We start from the raw sequence: 17,374 nt of genomic DNA, 5'->3' as shown, positions 1-17,374 counted from the left end.
TTGCGAGGATCATCACTCCGGAGAGTGACGACCGGGGCGATTCGCGGGGAATCGTTCCTCATTGCGCTCGATCTTCGCGGCCAGTGCCGCCGCCGCGTCGATGCCCAGTACGCCGCAGAACTGGAGCAGGTACGCCAGCACATCGGCCACTTCGTCCTCGACGCGTGCCGCGGACCGCGGATCGGTCATGATCTTGGCGGACTGTTCGGGAGTCAGCCACTGGAAAATCTCGACCAGTTCGGATGCCTCGACGCTGAGTGCCGCGGCGAGGTTCTTGGGGGTGTGGTACTGCTGCCAGTCGCGGGCGGCCGCGAAGTCGGCCAGGCGGCGCTGCAGGGTGGGAAGATCTTCACTCATGCCCCCAGGTGTAGCACTCTGATCCCCGGCAACCGCTCGGCGGCCGGGGCGTCCGTCACCGTGCCCAGCAGGCGGATGTGTCCGCGTGCCGCCATCCGTACGGCCAGCTCGAACAGTGCGGCCGACTGCCGCCGGTCCAGGCAGCGGTCCATCCCGTCCGCCACCACGGTCAGCACCTGACGGGCCGGCAGCACCTCGGCCACCGGATCGACGGCCAGCACTCCGGGGCCGGTCAGCAGCACCAGCGCCAGGGCGAGGTAGCGGAGTTCGCCGTCGCCCAGCCAGTCCACGGGCAGCGCGCCGAGCGCCCCGCCGCGCTCCAGCACGGCCCGAGCCGCCGCCCCGTCGCCCCCTGCCCGCACGCCCGCGGCCGCCCGTACGTCGCCACCGGCTCGTACCCCCGTCTCCGCCCGTACGTCCCGCACGTCGTTCACCTGGGGCGAGCAGCCGGCGCGTACCGCTTCGACCAGCAGGGCGTGGCGGGTGGCGCATTCGTGGCCGGTGCGTTCCAGTACGGCGGCGAGGTTGCCGCAGTCGGGGCGGAGCCGGGCGGCCTCGGGCCGCTGGTGCGCGGCCGCGGGGGCCCGCGCGACGGCGCGTACGGCCTCGGGGCGCGGGTCGCAGGGGAAGGACGAGCGGAGCGCGATCAGTATCTGTTCGGCGGCCGCCAGCACGAGGCGCTGGCCCGCCGTCGTCCCTGCGACGCGCAGGGGCAGCAGGGCGGTGCCCAGCCGGTCGTCGGGGAGCGGTGCGCGGGTGACCGGCGCGGGCCCGGCGGTGTGCCACGCGGCCTGTACGGTGCGGCGGCCGGGGTCGGTGAGGGCGGTGGTGAACAGGGTCCGGCCGCCGCCGGTGAGCCGTTCGCCGGCGATGCGCAGGTCGGGTTCCGTCTGTACGGCGACGTCGAGGCGTACCGGGCCTGCCGGGCCGTCGACCGTGCAGCCGATGCGGAAGCCGCGCCGGCCCTGTTCGTCCGGTGCGGCGCGGTCCGGTGCGCAGGCGGCTGCGCCGCCCGGTACGGCGGCGAGTGCGCGTTCCAGCGGGTCGCCGGCGCCCAGCCGGACGAGCAGCCCGTACGCCTGGAGCGCGCTCGACTTGCCGCTGCCGCTGGGGCCCGCGAAGAGGGTGAGCGGACCGAGCGGGTAGGTCGCGCCGCGGTGCGACTTGAAGGAGGAGAGGCGCAGTTCGGTGATGAGGGGGCGGGTGGGCGGTGCGGTGGGCCCCGCGTCCTGTGCGGTGGCTCTCGCGTCCTGTGCGGTGGCTCTCGCGTCCTGTGCAGTGGGCGGTGCGGCGGGGCCGGGCGGGCGGGGGCTCACCGCCACGGCCGGGCCCGGGTCCGCCGTGCGGATCGTCGTGTCCTCGTCGGTGCCGTCTGTGCCGTCGCCGCGACTCCAGGGGTCCATGCCAGGCACGCTAGAGAGGCCGGGGTGCGGAGAACCGTTACGCCGGAAAGCCCTTCCTACGAACGGGGGACCCCCGCGCGGCGCCCGCGCTGTGCTTACGGGTGCTGCGCCCGGCGCGGGCCCCCTGGGGCGCGCGTACGGCTCGCGCACGGCTTCCGCGCTCGACAACACGTTCCGGTCTCGCGCATACGGCCCGACACGCGGCAGTACGGCTCGATTTCACCGCCCGGCCCCGAATGTTCTGCCCTGCCCCCTCAGGCCCGCCCCTGGCCCCTCACTGATGCGGCACAGTCCCCGCGCGGGGTTCGTCGACCTCGGTGCCGACCGGGGCGAGGAGGAAGACGTTGGTGTCGACGCGGTGCATGCCGCTGCCGATGCCGAAGACGACGCCGCTGGAGAAGTCGAGGATGCGCTTGGCGACGTCGGTGTCGGCGCTGCTCAGGTCGAGGAGCACGGGAACCTGGGCCATGAGGTGTTCGGCGACTTCACGGGCGTCCGCGAAGGTCTGGACACGGATGACGATGAAGCGCCGGGAGGCCTCGCCCGGCTCGTCGTCCGGGAGAGCCCGGTGGTCGGGCCATGAGGGCCACTCACGGCCACCTCGCAGCGGGACGACCTCGGCGAGGCCCTCCCACTGTTCATCGGTGGCGTCGGGGCGGGTCACCGGATCACCTCGCTCGCAAGGGCGCTGGGCATCTGCGATATCTGCATCGAGCAATTCTAGGGATATACATACAAACTTGACCGCGCGTGACACGCGTCAGGCGTCATCCGCTGCCCCCATCCTGCACCATGACGCCTGGCCAGCGCATACTCTGCGACATTTGTCCGGGCTGCAGGCGGCGTTCGGACCAGTGGAAAGGCCCCCCTGAACACCCCCCTCGCGGAGGCCCTCTCCGCGGCACTGCTCGTCGTCGTGCTCGTGTGCGCGGTGGTACGGCCGTTCCGGCTGCCGGAGGCGGCCGTCGCGGTGCCGGCCGCCGTGGTCGTCATCGCGGCCGGGGCGATCCCCCCGGCGCACGCGCGGGCGGAGGCGGCGCGGCTCGGCCCGGTGGTCGGCTTCCTGGCGGCGGTGCTGGTGCCGGCCCGGCTCTGTGCCGACGAAGGGCTCTTCGAGGCGTGCGGCGCCTGGATGGCGCGCGTGGCCGCCGGCCGGCCCCGGCGGCTGCTGGCCGCGGTCTTCGTGCCGGCGCTCGGCATCGTGGTGCGCGCGGTGGTCGACAACGGGCTCGCCGACGTGCTCGGCCGACTGGTGCCGGACGGTTCGTCGCTGTCGGCGCTGCTCGGCGCCGCGGCGCCGGCGGCCGTGCCGGCGAACGTGATCAACAATCTGCCGGCCGTCCTCGTGCTGGTTCCGCCGGCCGCGCCGGCCGGTTCCGGTGCGGTGCTCGCGGTGCTGCTCGGCGTCAACATCGGGCCGAATCTCACCTACGCGGGGTCGCTGGCCACGCTGCTGTGGCGGCGCATCCTGCACGCGCACGACACCGACGTGGTGCTCAGGGACTTCACCCGCCTCGGTCCGATGACGGTGCCCGCCACGCTGTCCCTGGCCGTGGTGGCGCCGTGGGGCTCCTTGCAGCTCTTCGGCGGCTGAACCGGCCCGGTGCGCCAGCGCGGCGGGGCGGGTCCGCCGCTCCGAGCTCGCACAATCCGCCGCTCCGAGCTCGCAAAAGGGGCGCATCACCGGGCTCGCCCACTACGTAACAAGATCACCGTCCCGTGCGCCCCGGGCGACCACCGCGCGGAGGTCCCGTGCCCCGCATGTGCCGGTGCCGGACAGGGTATGGACAGGCCGTTGTCATGAACGCTTAATGTGACTCGCCATCAGCGCGCCGGTGAGCACTCCGCCGGTCGCTGCCCTGCCGCCCGAGGAGTCCGATGAGATCGAGACCGCGCCTCGTCACCAGCGTCATAGCCACGGCGGCGGCCGCTCTGGTCGCCGCCGTTCTGCCCGCCACCGCCACCGCGCAACCCTCGCCCGACCGCGCGGAAGCAATCCGCAGCGCCGACTCCGCCCTCGCCGCCAACGCCGCCGACCTCGCCGTCACCGCCGCCCAGGGAACCTCCGTACGCGACGTCGTCATCGACCCCGACGGCAGCCGGCACGTCCGCTACGACCGGACCTTCGGCGGACTGCCCGTCCTCGGCGGCGACCTGGTCGTCCACCTCTCCCCCGACGGCGCCTACCGCGGCGCCTCCCGCGCCACCCGCAGCGACCTCTCCGTGCCCAGCGTCAAGCCCGCGATCAGCGCGGAGAAGGCCGCGGGCCTGGGCACCGCCGCGCTGCGTGCCGCGCGCACCGGCACGCTGCTGCGCAAGGTCACCGCCAAGCCGCTGCTGGTCGTCGACGCGCTGCACGGCAAGCCCCGGCTCGCCTGGCGCACCACGGCGGCCGGGCAGGACTCGAAGGGCAACCCCGAAGCGCACGTCGTGCTCTCCGACGCCCGCACCGGCAAGGCGATCGACTCCTGGGACCGGCTGGAGAGCGTGTCCGGGGACGGCAAGTCGCTGTACGGCGGGACCGTGCCGCTGGAGACCAGCAAGGCCGGCGAAACGTATCAGCTCAAGGACGCCACGCGCGGCGGCACCTACACCGGTGACGCGCAGAACAAGACCGACTCCTGCATCCTCGGCATCTGCTGGGGCCGCGCACCGGCCGTCCTCTTCACCGACGCCGACAACCACTGGGGCAGCGGCACCAACGCGGACCGCTCCTCGGCCGCGGTGGACGCGCAGTACGGCACGGACACCACCTGGGACTACTACAAGAACGTGCACGGGCGGAACGGCATCGCCGGGGACGGCAAGGGTTCCTACAACCGCGTGCACTACGGGAACGGCTACAACAACGCCTTCTGGGACGACAACTGCTTCTGCATGACCTACGGGGACGGCGACGGCAAGGTCTTCGGGCCGCTGGTGGCGCTGGACGTGGCCGGGCACGAGATGTCCCACGGCGTCACCTCCGCGACCGCCAACCTCACGTACAGCGGTGAGTCCGGCGGCCTGAACGAGGCGACGTCCGACATCTTCGGCACGCTGGTGGAGTTCTACGCCAAGAACGCGAGCGACCCCGGGGACTACCTCATCGGCGAGAAGATCGTCCGGCCGGAGTTCGGGCAGGCGGCGCTGCGCTACATGGACAAGCCTTCCAAGGACACCAAGTCGGCGGACTGCTGGAGTTCCTCGGTGAAGAACCTGGACGTGCACTACTCGTCCGGGGTCGCCAACCACTTCGCGTACCTGCTCGCCGAGGGCAGCGGGGAGAAGGAGATCGGCGGGGTGAAACACTCCTCGCCCACCTGCAACGGCAGCACGGTGCAGGGCATCGGCAAGGACAAGCTCGGCAAGATCTGGTACCGGGCCCTGACGGTCTACATGACCTCCGGCACGAACTACGCCGCGGCGCGCACCGCGACGCTCAACGCCGCGAAGGACCTCTACGGCGCGGACAGCGCCGAGCAGAAGGCGGTCGCCGCGGCCTGGTCCGCGGTCGCCGTCGGCTGATCGCCGCGGGTACCCCCGCACCCCGTACCGGCCGGCGGCCGTTCCCCGTCCGGCCGGTACGGTTGCCGACCATGGCCGAGAGCACGCTGTGGACCCTGTCGATCGCCGCCGTCACCGGCGGCACCGCCGTGCTGGCCAGCTGGGTCACCAGCCGCGGCAGCACCAGGGCGGCGCGCATCCAGGCCGAGACCGCGGCCGACTCCCAGCGCCGCGAGCGGCTCCGCGACAGCCGCCGTACCGCCTACCTCGACCTGATCGAACAGACGCACAAGATGGGCGAGTTGTTCTGGGAGGTCTCGGACGTGCTGCGGCAGCCGTACGGGGAGGCGAGCACGGCGGCGCTGCGGCCGCTCGGTGAGCGCCAGACGGCGGAGTACGGCCGCCTCCGGCGGTGCGTGCGGGTCGTGGAGCTGGAGGGGCCGCCGCCCGCCGCCGACGTCGCGCTGGTCGTCCAGAAGTCGACGGGCGACTTCCACGCCGCGATCCGGCAGGCGTTGCGCGACGGCGCGGGTGAGGAGGGCTGGGCCGCCGCCGGGGAGCGGTTCGACGCCGCGTACTCGCCCTTCTGGCGGGCACTGGAGACCTTCGTGGAGACGGCGCGCGACGCGCATCAGGGCCGGTGACCCCGCGGCGGGCGGCCGTCAGCGGCGGTGCACCTGGGAGGGCAGCTTGCCGTACCGGGACTGGTAGGCGGCGGCGAACCGGCCCAGGTGCGTGAAGCCCCAGCGGCCCGCGACCTCGGTGACCGAGACGGCCGGGCCGAGGCGCACCAGGTCGTGGTGGGCGCGCTCCAGCCGCAGCCGCCGCAGATAGCCCATCGGCGTGCTCTCCAGGTGCTGCTTGAAGCCGGCCTGGAGGGAGCGCGGGGCGACCCCCGCGATGCGGGCGAGTTGTAACACCGTGAACGGGTGGGCCGGGTCGGCCTGCATGGCGTCGACGGCCCGTTTGACCGGGCGCGGGCAGGTGCGGGGCGCCGGGTCGGCCAGCTCGTCCCGGTACTGGTGCGGGGTGGCGTAGAGCATCGTCGTGAGCAGCGAGTCCGCGAGGCCGGTGGCGACCGGTGAATGACCCAGCAGGCCGGTGGGCGCGTCCAGTTCGCGGGCGACGACCCGGGCCAGCTCGCTCAGGGTCCGCCCCCGGCCGTCGTGGGGGTCCAGGCCGCCGGGGAAGTGCAGCGGCCGTACCGGGTGTTCGAGGTGTTCCTCCAGGGCGCTCTCCACGGCCTGCCGGTCGAAGCTGAGGGCCAGCACCTCGGCCTCGGCGTCCAGTTCGCCGGTGAGGGCGCCGGTCGGCTCGAAGACCGGGACCCGGCCGCCGGTGGCGGTGACCCGGAACACCTCGCCCCTGTGCAGTTGCACCACCTGTCCGCTGCGGGGGACGTTGATGTGGTACGCCACGCCCAGGCCCTCGCTCTTGGTGAGCACGTCGGTGCCGTAGGTGGCGGTGGCGAAGGTGACCGGGCCCAGGCGTACCGCGTTCGTGGCGAACGCGAAGTCCGCGGGGTCGGCCAGTGGGTCGATCACCACCGGGTAGGAAAGGGTGTCGGCGATCCAGACGCGGGCCCGCTCGACGTCGCCGGTACGGAACGCCGGCAGACCGCCGGGCGCGGGGCCGCGGCCCGCCGCTGTGGTCCGTGCCGCCGTGCGGCCGGGCTCCCCCGTCATCGCCGCCCCCGTTCTCCGGTCGTCAGCGCGCAGTGAGCGAACGACTGCGCTTGGTGTCCACATGCTACGCAAAATGGATATCGGCAGGTGCGTCACGGGCATTGACTGTCTGAATGGAGGCTTTTCCCGCGCCGCGCCTGGCCAGGGACGCGGCACACCCGGCCGCCCCGGGACAGTCGTCCGCCGTGCCCGCTCCGCCCGAGCGTGAACGGCTGCTGACCCGTGCGCTGCTGGACCTCGCCTCGTCCGCCGACCGGGAGCCGGACCGTCATGCCGCGAGTCTGATCGAGTATCTCGGGGTGCTGGGCGGCCGACCCGCGCCGGAGGCGGTGGCCGTGGTGGCAGGGCGGCCGCCGGTCGCCGCCGCCTCGGGGCGGCGGGCCGAGGCGCTGCGGGAGCTGGAGGAGCAGCTGGGCGAGGGCCCGCTGCGCGACTGCCTGGCCGGTGCCGCGGCGGACGAGATACCGCTGGAGGAGACCGGGGCCGCCCGGTGGCCGCGGTTCGCCGTACGGGCGCGGGAGCTGGGCGTGCGCCGGGTGACCGCGCTGCCGCTGTCGGCGGCGGGGCCCGAGGACGAGCCGGCGGCGTCCGGTACGGAGGCCGCGCTGGGCGCGCTGGTGCTGTACCACGACACGGCCGGCCCGCAGCCGCCTGAGCGTGCGGTGCCGGTGCGTGCGCTGGCCGAGGTCGCCGCGCTGCACCTGCGGTACCGGCGCACCCGGGAGCAGGTGCGGCAGCTGGAGCACGCGCTGCGCAGCCGGATCGTGATCGAGCAGGCCAAGGGCGTGCTGTCGGAGCGGTTCGGGGTCACGACGGACGGGGCGTTCGGGGAGCTGCGCCGGTACGCGCGTTCGCACCAGCGCAGCCTCCACGACCTGGCGCGGTCCGTGGTCGACGGGTCGGCCCCCGACCCGTTCCGCAAGGGCGCCCCTCCGTCCGGGCGTTAGCGGGCCGCGTCCTCCTTCAGCAGGTCGGCGCACTTCTCGCCGATCATCATCGTGGTGATGCACGGGTTGACGGTGACCAGGTCCGGCATGACCGAGCCGTCCGCGACGCGCAGTCCCCGGATGCCCTTCACACGGAGCCGGGCGTCGAGCGGTGCCGTGGCGTCGTCGTCGGCGCCCATCTTCACCGTGCAGGCGGGGTGGTAGACGGTGTTGTGGGTCTTGGTGAGGTAGTCCAGCAGTTCGTCGTCGGTGCGGGCGTCGGGGCCGGGGGCCAGTTCGGCGCCCGCCCACTCCGCGAGCGCCGGCTGCGCGGCGATCTCGCGGGCGAGGCGCAGCCCGTGGGTCATCACCCGTACGTCGTGCTCGTGGGTGAAGTAGCGGGGGTCGACCTTCGGCTTGTCGCGGAAGTCGCGGGTGCGCAGCCGGACGGTGCCGCGGGAGCGGGCGCGGGTGACGTTGGGGGTGAGGCAGAAGGCGTTCTCGGAGGTGGGGTAGCCGTACCGCGCCGTGTTCATGTCGAAGGGCACGGAGCCGTAGTGGAACATCAGGTCCGGGCGGTCCAGGCCCGGTTCGGTGTCGGCGAAGATGCCGATCTCCCACCACTGGTTGGAGCTGGCCACCATGGGTTTTTTCGCGTCCCACATGATGACGCCCTCGGGGTGGTCCTGGAGGTTCTCGCCGACGCCGGGCGAGTCCACGAGGACGTCCACGCCGGTCTCGCGCAGGTGTGCGGCGGGGCCGATGCCGGAGAGCATCAGCAGCTTGGGGGTGTCGATGGCGCCGCAGGAGACGATGACCTCGCGGCGGGCGCGGACGGTGCGGGTGTGGACGAGGTCGGGGTCGAGATAGGTCGCGCCGGTGCAGCGGCGCGCGTCGTCGATGAGGAGCTGCCTGGCGCGGACGCCGGTACGGACCTCCAGGTTGGAGCGGCGGCCGAGGATCGGGTGGAGGTAGGCCACGGACGAGGACTGGCGGATGTTGTTCTCGTCTGAGTTGATCTGGAACCAGTTGGCGCCGCGGAGGACGGTGGTGCCGGTGTTGAACGGGGTGGTGGGGATGCCGTGCTGGGCACAGGCCTCCAGGAGGGCGCTGCCGCAGGGGTCGGCGCCCTTGATGGTGCGCAGGGTGACGGGCCCGGAGCGGCCGTGGTGGTCGCCGGGCGCGTCGTTGGACTCCAGGCGGCGGTAGAGGGGGAAGGTGTCCTGCGCGCCCCAGCCGGTACAGCCGGCCGCCTCCCAGTCGTCGAGGTCCTCGGCCGGGGCCCAGAAGGCGATGCAGGAGTTGTGGGAGGAGCAGCCGCCGAGGACCCTGGCCCGGGCGTGGCGCATGAAGCTGTTGCCGTTCTCCTGCGGCTCGACGGGGTAGTCCCAGTCGTAGCCGGATTCGAGCAGGCCCATCCAGCGCTCCAGGCGCAGGACGTCGTCGTCGCCGACGTCGGAGGGGCCGGCCTCCAGGAGGCAGACGGTGACGGCGGGGTCCTCGCTGAGCCGGGCGGCGACGACGTTGCCGGCCGTGCCGCCGCCGACGACGACGTAGTCGAACTCTTCGGCTTCACTGGACATGGGTGGGCGTCCTCTCCTGCGTGTCGGTTCCGGGCTGCTGCTGGGCGGCGTGTTCCGCGAGGACGCCCGTGCGGTGGCGCTGGACGAGCCAGTAGTAGGCGAAGCCGCCCAGGGCGACGGCGCCCACGAAGAGGACGGCGCCCCAGCGGAGGTACCAGTGGTGCGGCGGGGTGGCGTTGTAGACGGCCTCGCGGGGCCAGGCGAGGTTGATGATCATGCCGACGCCCCACAGGACGGCGAGGATGTTGACCGGCAGGCCCCAGCGGCCGAGGGAGAAGCGGCCGGGGGCGGGCTGCCAGCGGCCGCGCAGCCGGGCGATCAGCATCGGCGTGGTGACCAGCAGATAGGCGCCGTAGATCATGATGATGCCGATGCTGGTGACGACGGAGAAGATCTGCGGCTGGCGGATGTTGATCAGCAGGACGCCGAGCGAGAGCACGCCGACGATCACGGCGGGCAGCACCGGGGTCCGGAAGCGCGGGCTGACCCGGGCGAGGAGCGAGGCGGCGGGCAGGTTGTTGTCCCGCGACATGGCGAACGCGAGCCGGATGGCGGCGGTGTGCACGGCCAGCGCGCAGACCGTCACGGCGATCAGCACGCACCACAGCATCGCCTTGCCGACGGTGTCGCCGAGGACGTCCAGGACGATGTACTGGAGGCCGTCGGTGGCCAGTCCCTCGCCGTTCAGGCTGCGCACGCTCATCAGGGCGAGCAGCAGGATCAGTCCGCCGAGGAGGAAGGAGGCGAACAGGGCGCGGAGGATGGCGCGGGGCGCGTTGCGGGAGGGGTCGAGGGATTCCTCGCCGAGCGAGGCCGCGGTGTCGAAGCCGTACATGACGTAGGCGGAGGCGAGCGAGGCGGTGAGGAAGGCGCCGAGGTAGCCGAAGCTCTGGCCGTTGCCGGTGTGGTGGGTCTCCAGGACGACGTCCGGTCCGCGGACGACGTGCACGGCGAAGAGCACGATCAGGACGACGGTGGCGACCAGCTCGATGAAGACGCCCGCGGTGTTGATGCGGGCCATCAGCTTCACGCCGAAGGCGTTGACCAGTGTGGTGAAGAGGATGAGGGCCCCGGCGAGCAGGACGCCGTTGGTGGCGACGTCGTACCGGCCGCTGCCGTCCCCGATGATCTGGAACGCGCTGGAGATCTGCGGCAGCGTCAGCTGGTAGGCGAGGGCCACCGCGGAGAGCGAGACGATGGAGGCGACGAGCATCATCCAGCCGGCGAGCCAGCCGATGTGCGGGTTGCCGAGCCGTTTCGCCCAGTTGTAGACCGAGCCGGCGACGGGGTGGCGGGCGGCCAGCTCGGCGAAGGACAGCGCGATCATCAGCTGGCCCACGAAGACCATCGGCCAGGACCACCAGTAGGCGGGGCCGCCGTGCCCGAAGCCGAAGTAGAAGAGCTGGAAGGTGCCGGTCAGGATGGAGATGTAGCTGATGCCGGCGGCGAAGGTGTGGAAGTTGCCGAGGGTGCGTTTCAGTTCGGGGCGGTACCCGAATTCGGCGAGGCTCTCGTCGTCCTGAGCCGGTGCGGTGTGCGGTGCGGGTGGTGCGTTCCGTGCTGGTCTCTCGTCTCGGGGAGCCGTCAAGGGCGTTCTCCTCAGTCGGATCAGTCGAACCAGTGGAGCGGCTTCGGGGCGGTGTTCCGCCAGACGTGCTTGTGCTCGCGGTATTCGGCGAGACCGCTGGGGCCGAGTTCGCGGCCGGTACCGGACTGTTTGAAGCCGCCCCACTCCGCCTGCGGCAGGTACGGGTGGAAGTCGTTGATCCAGACGGTGCCGAGCCGCAGCCGGGCGGCGATCCGGTCGGCGCGCGCGGGGTCGGTGGTCCAGACGGCGCCGGCCAGTCCGTAGACGGTGTCGTTGGCGAGCCGCACCGCCTCGTCCTCGTCGGTGAAGCGTTCGACGGTGAGGACGGGGCCGAAGGACTCCTCGCGGACCACGGACATTCCGGCGGCGCACTCGTCGAGGACGGTGGGCAGGTAGTAGTGGCCCTCCGCGAGGCCCGGCGCTTCCGGGCGTGCGCCGCCGCAGCGAAGCACGGCGCCCTCGGCGAGTCCGGCGGCGACGTACGCCTCGACCTTGTCCCGGTGGGCAGCGGAGATCAGCGGTCCGGTGCGGGCCTCGGGGTCGAAGGGGCCGCCGAGCCGGATGTCCCGGGCCCGGCGGACCACCTCGTCGACGAAGCGGTCGTGCAGGGAGCCCTCGACCAGCAGCCGGGCGCCCGCCGAGCAGACCTGCCCGGAGTGCAGGAAGATCGCAGTCAGGGCGTAGTCGACGGCGGTCTCGAAGTCGGCGTCGGCGAAGACGATGTTGGGGTTCTTGCCGCCGAGTTCCAGGGCGACGCGCTTGACGGTGGCGGAGGCCGCGGCCATGATCCGCCGCCCGGTGGCGAGGCCGCCCGTGAAGGAGACCAGGTCCACGTCCGAGTGGTCGGTGAGCGGGGCACCCGCCTCCGGGCCGGTGCCGAGGACGAGGTTGGCCACGCCGTCGGGCAGCCCGGACTCCGCGAGCAGCCGCATCAGGTGGATCGCGGTGTGCGGGGTGAGTTCGCTGGGCTTCAGTACGAAGGTGTTGCCGGCGGCGAGGGCCGGGGCGACCTTCCAGGCGGTCTGCAGCAGCGGGTAGTTCCACGGGGTGATCAGCGCGCAGACGCCCACCGGCTCGTGGACGACACGGCTCTCGACGGTGGTGCTGCCCGCGTCGACGTCCCGGCCGCCGTCCCCCTCCCCGGTCACCAGATTGCCGAAGTAGCGGAAGCAGGCCGCGATGTCGTCGATGTCGATCTCGCTCTCCACCAGGCGCTTGCCGGTGTCCAGCGATTCGGCACGGGCCAGTACGGCCTTGTCGCGCTCCAGCAGGGCGGCGACGCGCAGCAGTTTGGCGCCGCGCTGCGCCGCGGTGGTGTGCGGCCAGGGCCCGGTGTCGAAGGCGCGCCGGGCGGCGGCGACGGCCGCCCGGGCGTCCTCGGCGCCGCCCTCGTCGACCACCGCGACGAGGGCCCCGTCGGCGGGGCAGCGGATCTCGCGGGTGGACCCGCCGGCCGCCGCCTGCCACCGCCCGTCGATGAACAGTTCAGGCACGCTCGTCCTCCAGCTGCTCGGTGACCCACTGGTGGAAGGCGCCGATGTGGTGCTCGCTCGGCACCAGGACGCCGCCGTCCCGGTAGCCGCGCGAGTCCATCGCCGGCTGCGTCCGCTCGCACGCGTCGAAGTCCTGCTGGTTGACGCGGTGGAACAGCTCGACGGAGGTGTCGATGTCGGCACCGGACTCGACGACCTCGGGGAGGTAGAGCCAGTCGCACTCCACGACGGTGCGGTCGGCGGCCATCGGGAACATCCGGTGGACGATCACGTGGTCGGGGACCAGGTTGACGAAGACCTGCGGCCGGACGGTGATCGCGTAGTACCGGCGGTCCTGGTCCTCGGCGATCTCCGGGAGCCGGCCGAAGCCGCCCTTGCCGTCGACCGTGAAGCCCTCGGCCTCCGGCGCGAACTCCGCGCCGTGCCCGACGTAGTACTGCGCGGCGAACCCGTCGGCGAACTCCGGGAGCACGTCGGTGAGTTCGGGGTGGATCGTGGCGCAGTGGTAGCACTCCATGAAGTTCTCGATGATGAGCTTCCAGTTGGCCGCCACGTCGTACGTGATGCGCTTGCCCAGGGCCAGGCCCTCGGTGCGGTACCGCTCGATGGAGGCGGTGTCGCCGAGCCGCTCCACGGCCGCGCCGATCACGGTGTCCTCGAACGACGGCGGCTCGTCCGCCAGGCAGACCCAGGCGTAGCCGAGCCATTCGCGCAGCGGGACGGTGAGCATGCCGCGTTCGGTGCGGTCGATGTCCGGCATCGACGTCAGGTTGGGCGCGGCGATCAGCTTGCCGTCGAAGTCGTAGGTCCAGGCGTGGTACGGGCACTGGAGGTTACGGCGGTTCTCGCCGGACTCCTCGGTGCACAGGCGGGCGCCGCGGTGCCGGCAGATGTTCAGGAAGGCGCGCAGCTCGCCGCGGCGGTTGCGGGTGATCAGGACGCTCTCCCGGCCGACCTGCACGGTGCGGAAGGCACCGGGCTTGTCCAGGTCGGCGCTGCGCACCGCGCAGAACCACAGGCGCTCGAAGATCTTCTCCTGCTCCTGCCGGAAGGTCTCCGGGTCGGTGTAGGAGGTGCCGGGCAGCGTGGTGATGAGGGAGGAAGCGGGCGCGAGTTCGGGCGTGGTCGTCATGTGCTGGTCTCCTCAAGCGGCTCGGGCGGTCCCTACTTGCGGATGCGCGTCATCTTCGGGTCGAACAGCGGCTCCTCGGCGACGGTCGCGGGAATCCGCTCGCCGAAGTACTCGACCTGCACGGCGGTGCCGGGGACGGCGGCCGCGGCCGGCAGCCAGGCGTACGCGACGCAGCGGCCGATGCTGTAGCCGTACGAGGCGGAGGTGACGTAACCGGCGGGCACGCCGTCCACGAGGACCGGTTCCTTGCCGAGGACCACGGCGGCGGGGTCGTCGAGGGTGAGGCAGGTGAGCCTGCGGCGGGCGGTCTCCGCGCTGCGGCCCTCCAGCGCGGCCCGCCCGAGGAAGTCGCCCTTGGCGGGGCGTACGGCGAAGCCGACGCCCGCCTCGTACGGGTCGTGCTCGGTGGTCATGTCGTGGCCCCAGGACCGGTAGCCCTTCTCCAGGCGGAGGCTGTTGAAGGCGGACCGGCCGGCGGCGATCACGCCGTGCTCCTGCCCGGCCTCCCAGAGCGTGTCCCACAGGCGCAGGCCCAGGTCGGCGGTGGTGTACAGCTCCCAGCCGAGCTCGCCGACGTACGAGAGCCGCATGGCCGTGACGGGTACGTGGCCGAGGTGGGTCCGCTTGGCCTTGAAGTAGCCGAAGGCCCGGTGGGAGAAGTCGTCGCGGGTGAGCGGCTGGACGAGGTCGCGGGCGAGCGGGCCCCAGACGCCGATGCAGCAGGTGCCGGAGGTGATGTCCTGGATGTGGACCCCCTCGGGGGCGTGCCGGAGCAGCCAGTCCAGGTCGGCCCCGCTGTTGGCGCCGATCTGGAAGCGGTCGGGCGCGAGCCGGGCCACGGTGAGGTCGGAGCGGATGCCGCCCGCCTCGTCCAGGAGGAGGGTGTACGTCACCGCGCCCGGCTTCTTGTCCAGCTGGTTGGTGGACATGCGCTGGAGGAAGGCGAGGGCGCCGGGGCCGGTGACCTCCAGGCGGCGCAGCGGCGTCATGTCGTACAGCGCGACCTGCTCGCGGGTCGCCTTCGCCTCGGCCGCGGCGATCGGCGACCAGTAGCGGGCCGACCAGGCGTCCCGCTGCGGCAGGTCGAGGCCCTCGGCGAGCGGGGCGTTGGCCTCGTACCAGTGCGGGCGCTCCCAGCCGCCGCCCTCCAGGAAGTAGGCGCCCAGCTCCTGCTGGCGGGAGTGGAAGGGGCTGACCCGCAGGGCGCGTGGCTGCTCCATGGGCTGGAGGGGGTGGAGGACGTCGTAGACCTCGACGAAGTTCTGGGCGCCGCGGTCCTCGATGTACGCGGGTGAGCGCTGCGCGTCCTCGAAGCGGTACAGGTCGCACTCGTGAATGTCGACGGACGGCCGGCCGTCGGTCATCCACTCGGCGACGGCCCTGGCCACGCCGGCGGAGTGGGTGACCCAGACCGCCTCGGCGAGCCAGAATCCGCGCAGGTCACGGGATTCGCCGAGGACGGGCATGCCGTCGGGGGTGAAGGAGAAGACGCCGTTGAAACCCTCCTCGACCTCGGAGTCGCCGAGGGCGGGGAGCAGGCCGACGCTGTCCTGCCAGCTCGGCGCGAAGTCCTCCTCGGTGAAGGGCAGCGAGGACGGCATGACGGGCGCGTCGTCGAAGGCGGGCACGGTGAAGGGGTCGACGGGCATCGGGCGGTGCGCGTAGGAGCCGATGCCGATGCGGTCGGTGTGTTCGCGGTAGTACAGGTCGCGGTCCTGGAAGCGCAGGATCGGCTTGCTCGCCTCGGTCCGCGGGTCGTTGACGCCGGCCAGCTCGGGCAGTGGCGCGGTCTTGGCGTACTGGTGGGCGAGCGGCAGCAGCGGCACGTCCACCCCGGCCATCTTCCCGATCACCGGGCCCCAGAAGCCGGCCGCCGAGACGACGTGGTCGGCGGGGAAGGTGCCGCGGTCGGTGACGACGCCGGTGACCCGGCCGCCCTCGCGCTCGATGCCGGTGACGGTGTGCCGCTCCAGGAAGCGGGCGCCGCGCGCTTCGGCGCGGGTGATCTGGGCGCGGCAGGCGAGGACGGCGCGGGCCAGGCCGTCGTCGGGGGTGTAGAGCCCGCCGAGGACCTTGTCCTCGTCGAGCATCGGCCAGAGCTTCTTGCACTCGGCCGGGGTGATCAGTTCGCCGCGTACGCCCCAGGAGGCGGCGAGTCCGGCCTTGCGGTGCAGGTCGGCCCAGCGCTCGGGGGTGGTGGCCAGCTCCAGCCCGCCGAGCGGGTTGAAGCAGGGCAGTCCGTCCACTTCGAGGGAGTTGAACTTCTCGACGGTGTACGCGGCGAACTCGGTCATGGTCTTGGAGGGGCCGGTCTGGAAGACCAGCCCGGGGGCGTGCGAGGTGGAGCCGCCCGGGGCCGGGAGCGGGCCCTGTTCGAGGACGGTGACGTCGCGCCAGCCGCGTGCGGTGAGTTCGTCGGCGAGCGAGCAGCCGACGATGCCGGCGCCGATCACGACGACGCGGGCGTCGGTGGCGGGGGTGCGGGACATGCTGCTCCTTGGGTCGGGCAGGGAGTGCGCGGAACGGGTACGGGCCGCCGGTGTCGGAGGACGACCGGGGTCAGAGGACGACCACGGAGCGCAGGACCCGGCCGGCGCGCATGGTGTCGAAGGCGGACTCCACCTCGTCCAGGGAGATCCGCTCGGTGACGAACCCTTCGAGGTCGAGCCGGCCGCTGAGGTAGCGGTCGATGAGCACGGGGAAGTCCCGGCTGGGCAGGCAGTCGCCGTACCAGGACGACTTCAGGGAGCCGCCGCGCGAGAAGACCTCGATCAGCGGCAGGTCGAGGCGCATGTCCGGCTCGGGCACCCCGACCAGGACCAGCGTCCCGGCCAGGTCCCGCATCTCGAAGGCCTGGCGGTAGGTCTCGGGCCGGCCGACGGCGTCGATGACGACGTCGGCGCCGTGGCCGCCGGTGAGCTGGCGGACCGCCTCGACCGGGTCGGTGCCGCGGGAGTTGACGGTGTGGGTGGCGCCGAAGCGGGTCGCGCCGTCCAGCTTGCGGTCGTCGATGTCGACCGCGATGACTCTTCTGGCGCCCGCGACCGAGGCGCCGGCGACCGCCGCGTTGCCCACTCCCCCGCAGCCGATGACGGCGACGGTGTCACCGTTGCCGACGCCGCCGGTGTGCACGGCGGCGCCGTATCCGGCCATCACGCCGCAGCCGATGAGTCCGGCGGCCTCGGGGCGTGCCGCCGGGTCGACCTTGACCGCCTGTCCGGCCGCGACCAGCGTCTTCTCGGCGAACGCGCCGATGCCGAGCGCGGCCGTGAGCGGGGTTCCTCCCCCAGACTTCGTCCGGGAGGTGCCCCCAAGCAGGGTCATCGGCTGGGCGGCGTTGCGGGAGTCGAAGCAGTACCAGGGCCGGCCGCGGCGGCAGGAGCGGCAGGCGCCGCAGGGCGCGCGCCAGGCGAGCACCACGTAGTCACCGGGCAGCAGGTCGGTGACGCCGGGGCCGACCTCCTCCACCACGCCCGCCGCCTCGTGCCCGAGGAGGAAGGGAAAGTCGTCGCCGACGGCGCCCTCCCGGTAGTGCAGATCCGTGTGGCAGACCCCGCAGGCCTGCACGGATACCAGCACTTCCCCCGGCCCGGGGTCCGGCACCAGAATCGTCTGCACCTCGACGGGTGCGCCCTTTTTCGTCGCGACGACAGCACGGACTTCGTGTGGCATGCCCTACCCCTCAGTGTTGCGCACTGCACGACTCGTTGCGCGATGGGAG

Annotated in this window: 14 protein-coding genes; 4 read left to right on the top strand and 10 right to left on the bottom strand. The window is 72.6% G+C overall.

The features are described from left to right. Window positions 1-12: 12 nt before the first annotated feature. From ABZ840_RS36100 to ABZ840_RS36090, 3 genes are all read right to left on the bottom strand, one after another. The gene (locus tag ABZ840_RS36100) at window positions 13-357 is read right to left on the bottom strand and encodes a nucleotide pyrophosphohydrolase (RefSeq protein WP_361567782.1); all 345 of its coding nucleotides are present in this window, start codon (window positions 355-357) and stop codon (window positions 13-15) included. Continuing rightward, entirely contained in the window at window positions 354-1,760 is a 1,407-nt protein-coding gene (locus ABZ840_RS36095; protein WP_361567780.1) for an ATP-binding protein, read from the bottom strand. The genes ABZ840_RS36100 and ABZ840_RS36095 overlap by 4 nt, the downstream gene beginning before the upstream one ends. Before the next feature lie 274 nt (window positions 1,761-2,034). Then, window positions 2,035-2,424, bottom strand: coding sequence for a cell division protein SepF (locus ABZ840_RS36090; RefSeq protein ID WP_030622554.1), 390 nt, complete (start codon window positions 2,422-2,424; stop codon window positions 2,035-2,037). Between the two features lie 204 nt (window positions 2,425-2,628). On the opposite strand from ABZ840_RS36090, the gene ABZ840_RS36085 reads away from it, so the two are divergent. The 3 genes from ABZ840_RS36085 (at window position 2,629) to ABZ840_RS36075 (ending at window position 5,890) form a co-directional block, all read left to right on the top strand. Then, window positions 2,629-3,354 (top strand): ArsB/NhaD family transporter, encoded by a 726-nt coding sequence (locus ABZ840_RS36085; RefSeq protein WP_361567816.1) that lies wholly within the window; start codon window positions 2,629-2,631, stop codon window positions 3,352-3,354. A gap of 284 nt (window positions 3,355-3,638) precedes the next feature. Then, window positions 3,639-5,267, top strand: a complete 1,629-nt coding sequence (locus tag ABZ840_RS36080) for a M4 family metallopeptidase (RefSeq protein ID WP_361567777.1) — start codon at window positions 3,639-3,641, stop codon at window positions 5,265-5,267. A 71-nt stretch (window positions 5,268-5,338) separates the two neighbouring features. Further along, a complete protein-coding gene (locus tag ABZ840_RS36075) occupies window positions 5,339-5,890 on the top strand; it encodes a hypothetical protein (protein WP_361567774.1) in 552 nt (183 codons plus the stop codon). An 18-nt stretch (window positions 5,891-5,908) separates the two neighbouring features. On the opposite strand, the gene ABZ840_RS36070 is transcribed toward ABZ840_RS36075, so the two are convergent. After that, on the bottom strand, window positions 5,909-6,931 hold the full coding sequence (locus ABZ840_RS36070) for an AraC family transcriptional regulator (protein ID WP_361567771.1): 1,023 nt from the start codon (window positions 6,929-6,931) through the stop codon (window positions 5,909-5,911). A 113-nt stretch (window positions 6,932-7,044) separates the two neighbouring features. Between ABZ840_RS36070 and ABZ840_RS36065 the strand changes: the two genes are divergently transcribed. Continuing rightward, window positions 7,045-7,878, top strand: coding sequence for an ANTAR domain-containing protein (locus tag ABZ840_RS36065; RefSeq protein ID WP_361567768.1), 834 nt, complete (start codon window positions 7,045-7,047; stop codon window positions 7,876-7,878). On the opposite strand, the gene ABZ840_RS36060 is transcribed toward ABZ840_RS36065, so the two are convergent. The 6 genes from ABZ840_RS36060 to ABZ840_RS36035 form a co-directional block, all read right to left on the bottom strand. Then, a complete protein-coding gene (locus tag ABZ840_RS36060; protein WP_361567766.1) occupies window positions 7,875-9,440 on the bottom strand; it encodes a GMC family oxidoreductase N-terminal domain-containing protein in 1,566 nt (521 codons plus the stop codon). The genes ABZ840_RS36065 and ABZ840_RS36060 overlap by 4 nt on opposite strands. Further along, window positions 9,430-11,028 carry an APC family permease gene (locus ABZ840_RS36055; protein WP_361567763.1) on the bottom strand — a complete coding sequence of 533 codons (1,599 nt, stop codon included), beginning with the start codon at window positions 11,026-11,028 and terminating at the stop codon, window positions 9,430-9,432. The genes ABZ840_RS36060 and ABZ840_RS36055 overlap by 11 nt, the downstream gene beginning before the upstream one ends. 20 nt (window positions 11,029-11,048) lie before the next feature. Further along, window positions 11,049-12,521 (bottom strand): aldehyde dehydrogenase family protein, encoded by a 1,473-nt coding sequence (locus ABZ840_RS36050; protein ID WP_361567760.1) that lies wholly within the window; start codon window positions 12,519-12,521, stop codon window positions 11,049-11,051. Further along, window positions 12,514-13,653 (bottom strand): aromatic ring-hydroxylating dioxygenase subunit alpha, encoded by a 1,140-nt coding sequence (locus ABZ840_RS36045; protein ID WP_361567757.1) that lies wholly within the window; start codon window positions 13,651-13,653, stop codon window positions 12,514-12,516. Before ABZ840_RS36045 ends, ABZ840_RS36050 begins: the two co-directional genes overlap by 8 nt. Before the next feature lie 32 nt (window positions 13,654-13,685). After that, window positions 13,686-16,142 (bottom strand): FAD-dependent oxidoreductase, encoded by a 2,457-nt coding sequence (locus tag ABZ840_RS36040; RefSeq protein ID WP_361567754.1) that lies wholly within the window; start codon window positions 16,140-16,142, stop codon window positions 13,686-13,688. A gap of 70 nt (window positions 16,143-16,212) precedes the next feature. Continuing rightward, a complete protein-coding gene (locus tag ABZ840_RS36035; RefSeq protein WP_361567751.1) occupies window positions 16,213-17,325 on the bottom strand; it encodes an S-(hydroxymethyl)mycothiol dehydrogenase in 1,113 nt (370 codons plus the stop codon). Window positions 17,326-17,374 lie beyond the last annotated feature (49 nt).

It is taken from the genome of Streptomyces sp. NPDC047117 (assembly GCF_040643545.1).
In the GTDB taxonomy this organism is placed as follows: domain Bacteria; phylum Actinomycetota; class Actinomycetes; order Streptomycetales; family Streptomycetaceae; genus Streptomyces.
Note: the sequence above shows the minus strand (reverse complement) of the source record. Positions and strands in the feature narration are given on the sequence as shown.

Excerpts from the sequence above, each read along its gene's own strand:
- ABZ840_RS36080 (WP_361567777.1), top strand. The coding sequence starts at position 3,639 with ATGAGATCGAGACCGCGCCTCGTCACCAGCGTCATAGCCACGGCGGCG.
- ABZ840_RS36075 (WP_361567774.1), top strand. The coding sequence starts at position 5,339 with ATGGCCGAGAGCACGCTGTGGACCCTGTCGATCGCCGCCGTCACCGGC.
- ABZ840_RS36065 (WP_361567768.1), top strand. The coding sequence starts at position 7,045 with ATGGAGGCTTTTCCCGCGCCGCGCCTGGCCAGGGACGCGGCACACCCG.
- ABZ840_RS36100 (WP_361567782.1), bottom strand. The coding sequence starts at position 357 with ATGAGTGAAGATCTTCCCACCCTGCAGCGCCGCCTGGCCGACTTCGCG.
- ABZ840_RS36060 (WP_361567766.1), bottom strand. The coding sequence starts at position 9,440 with ATGTCCAGTGAAGCCGAAGAGTTCGACTACGTCGTCGTCGGCGGCGGC.
- ABZ840_RS36035 (WP_361567751.1), bottom strand. The coding sequence starts at position 17,325 with ATGCCACACGAAGTCCGTGCTGTCGTCGCGACGAAAAAGGGCGCACCC.
- ABZ840_RS36040 (WP_361567754.1), bottom strand. The coding sequence starts at position 16,142 with ATGTCCCGCACCCCCGCCACCGACGCCCGCGTCGTCGTGATCGGCGCC.
- ABZ840_RS36070 (WP_361567771.1), bottom strand. The coding sequence starts at position 6,931 with ATGACGGGGGAGCCCGGCCGCACGGCGGCACGGACCACAGCGGCGGGC.
- ABZ840_RS36045 (WP_361567757.1), bottom strand. The coding sequence starts at position 13,653 with ATGACGACCACGCCCGAACTCGCGCCCGCTTCCTCCCTCATCACCACG.
- ABZ840_RS36095 (WP_361567780.1), bottom strand. The coding sequence starts at position 1,760 with ATGGACCCCTGGAGTCGCGGCGACGGCACAGACGGCACCGACGAGGAC.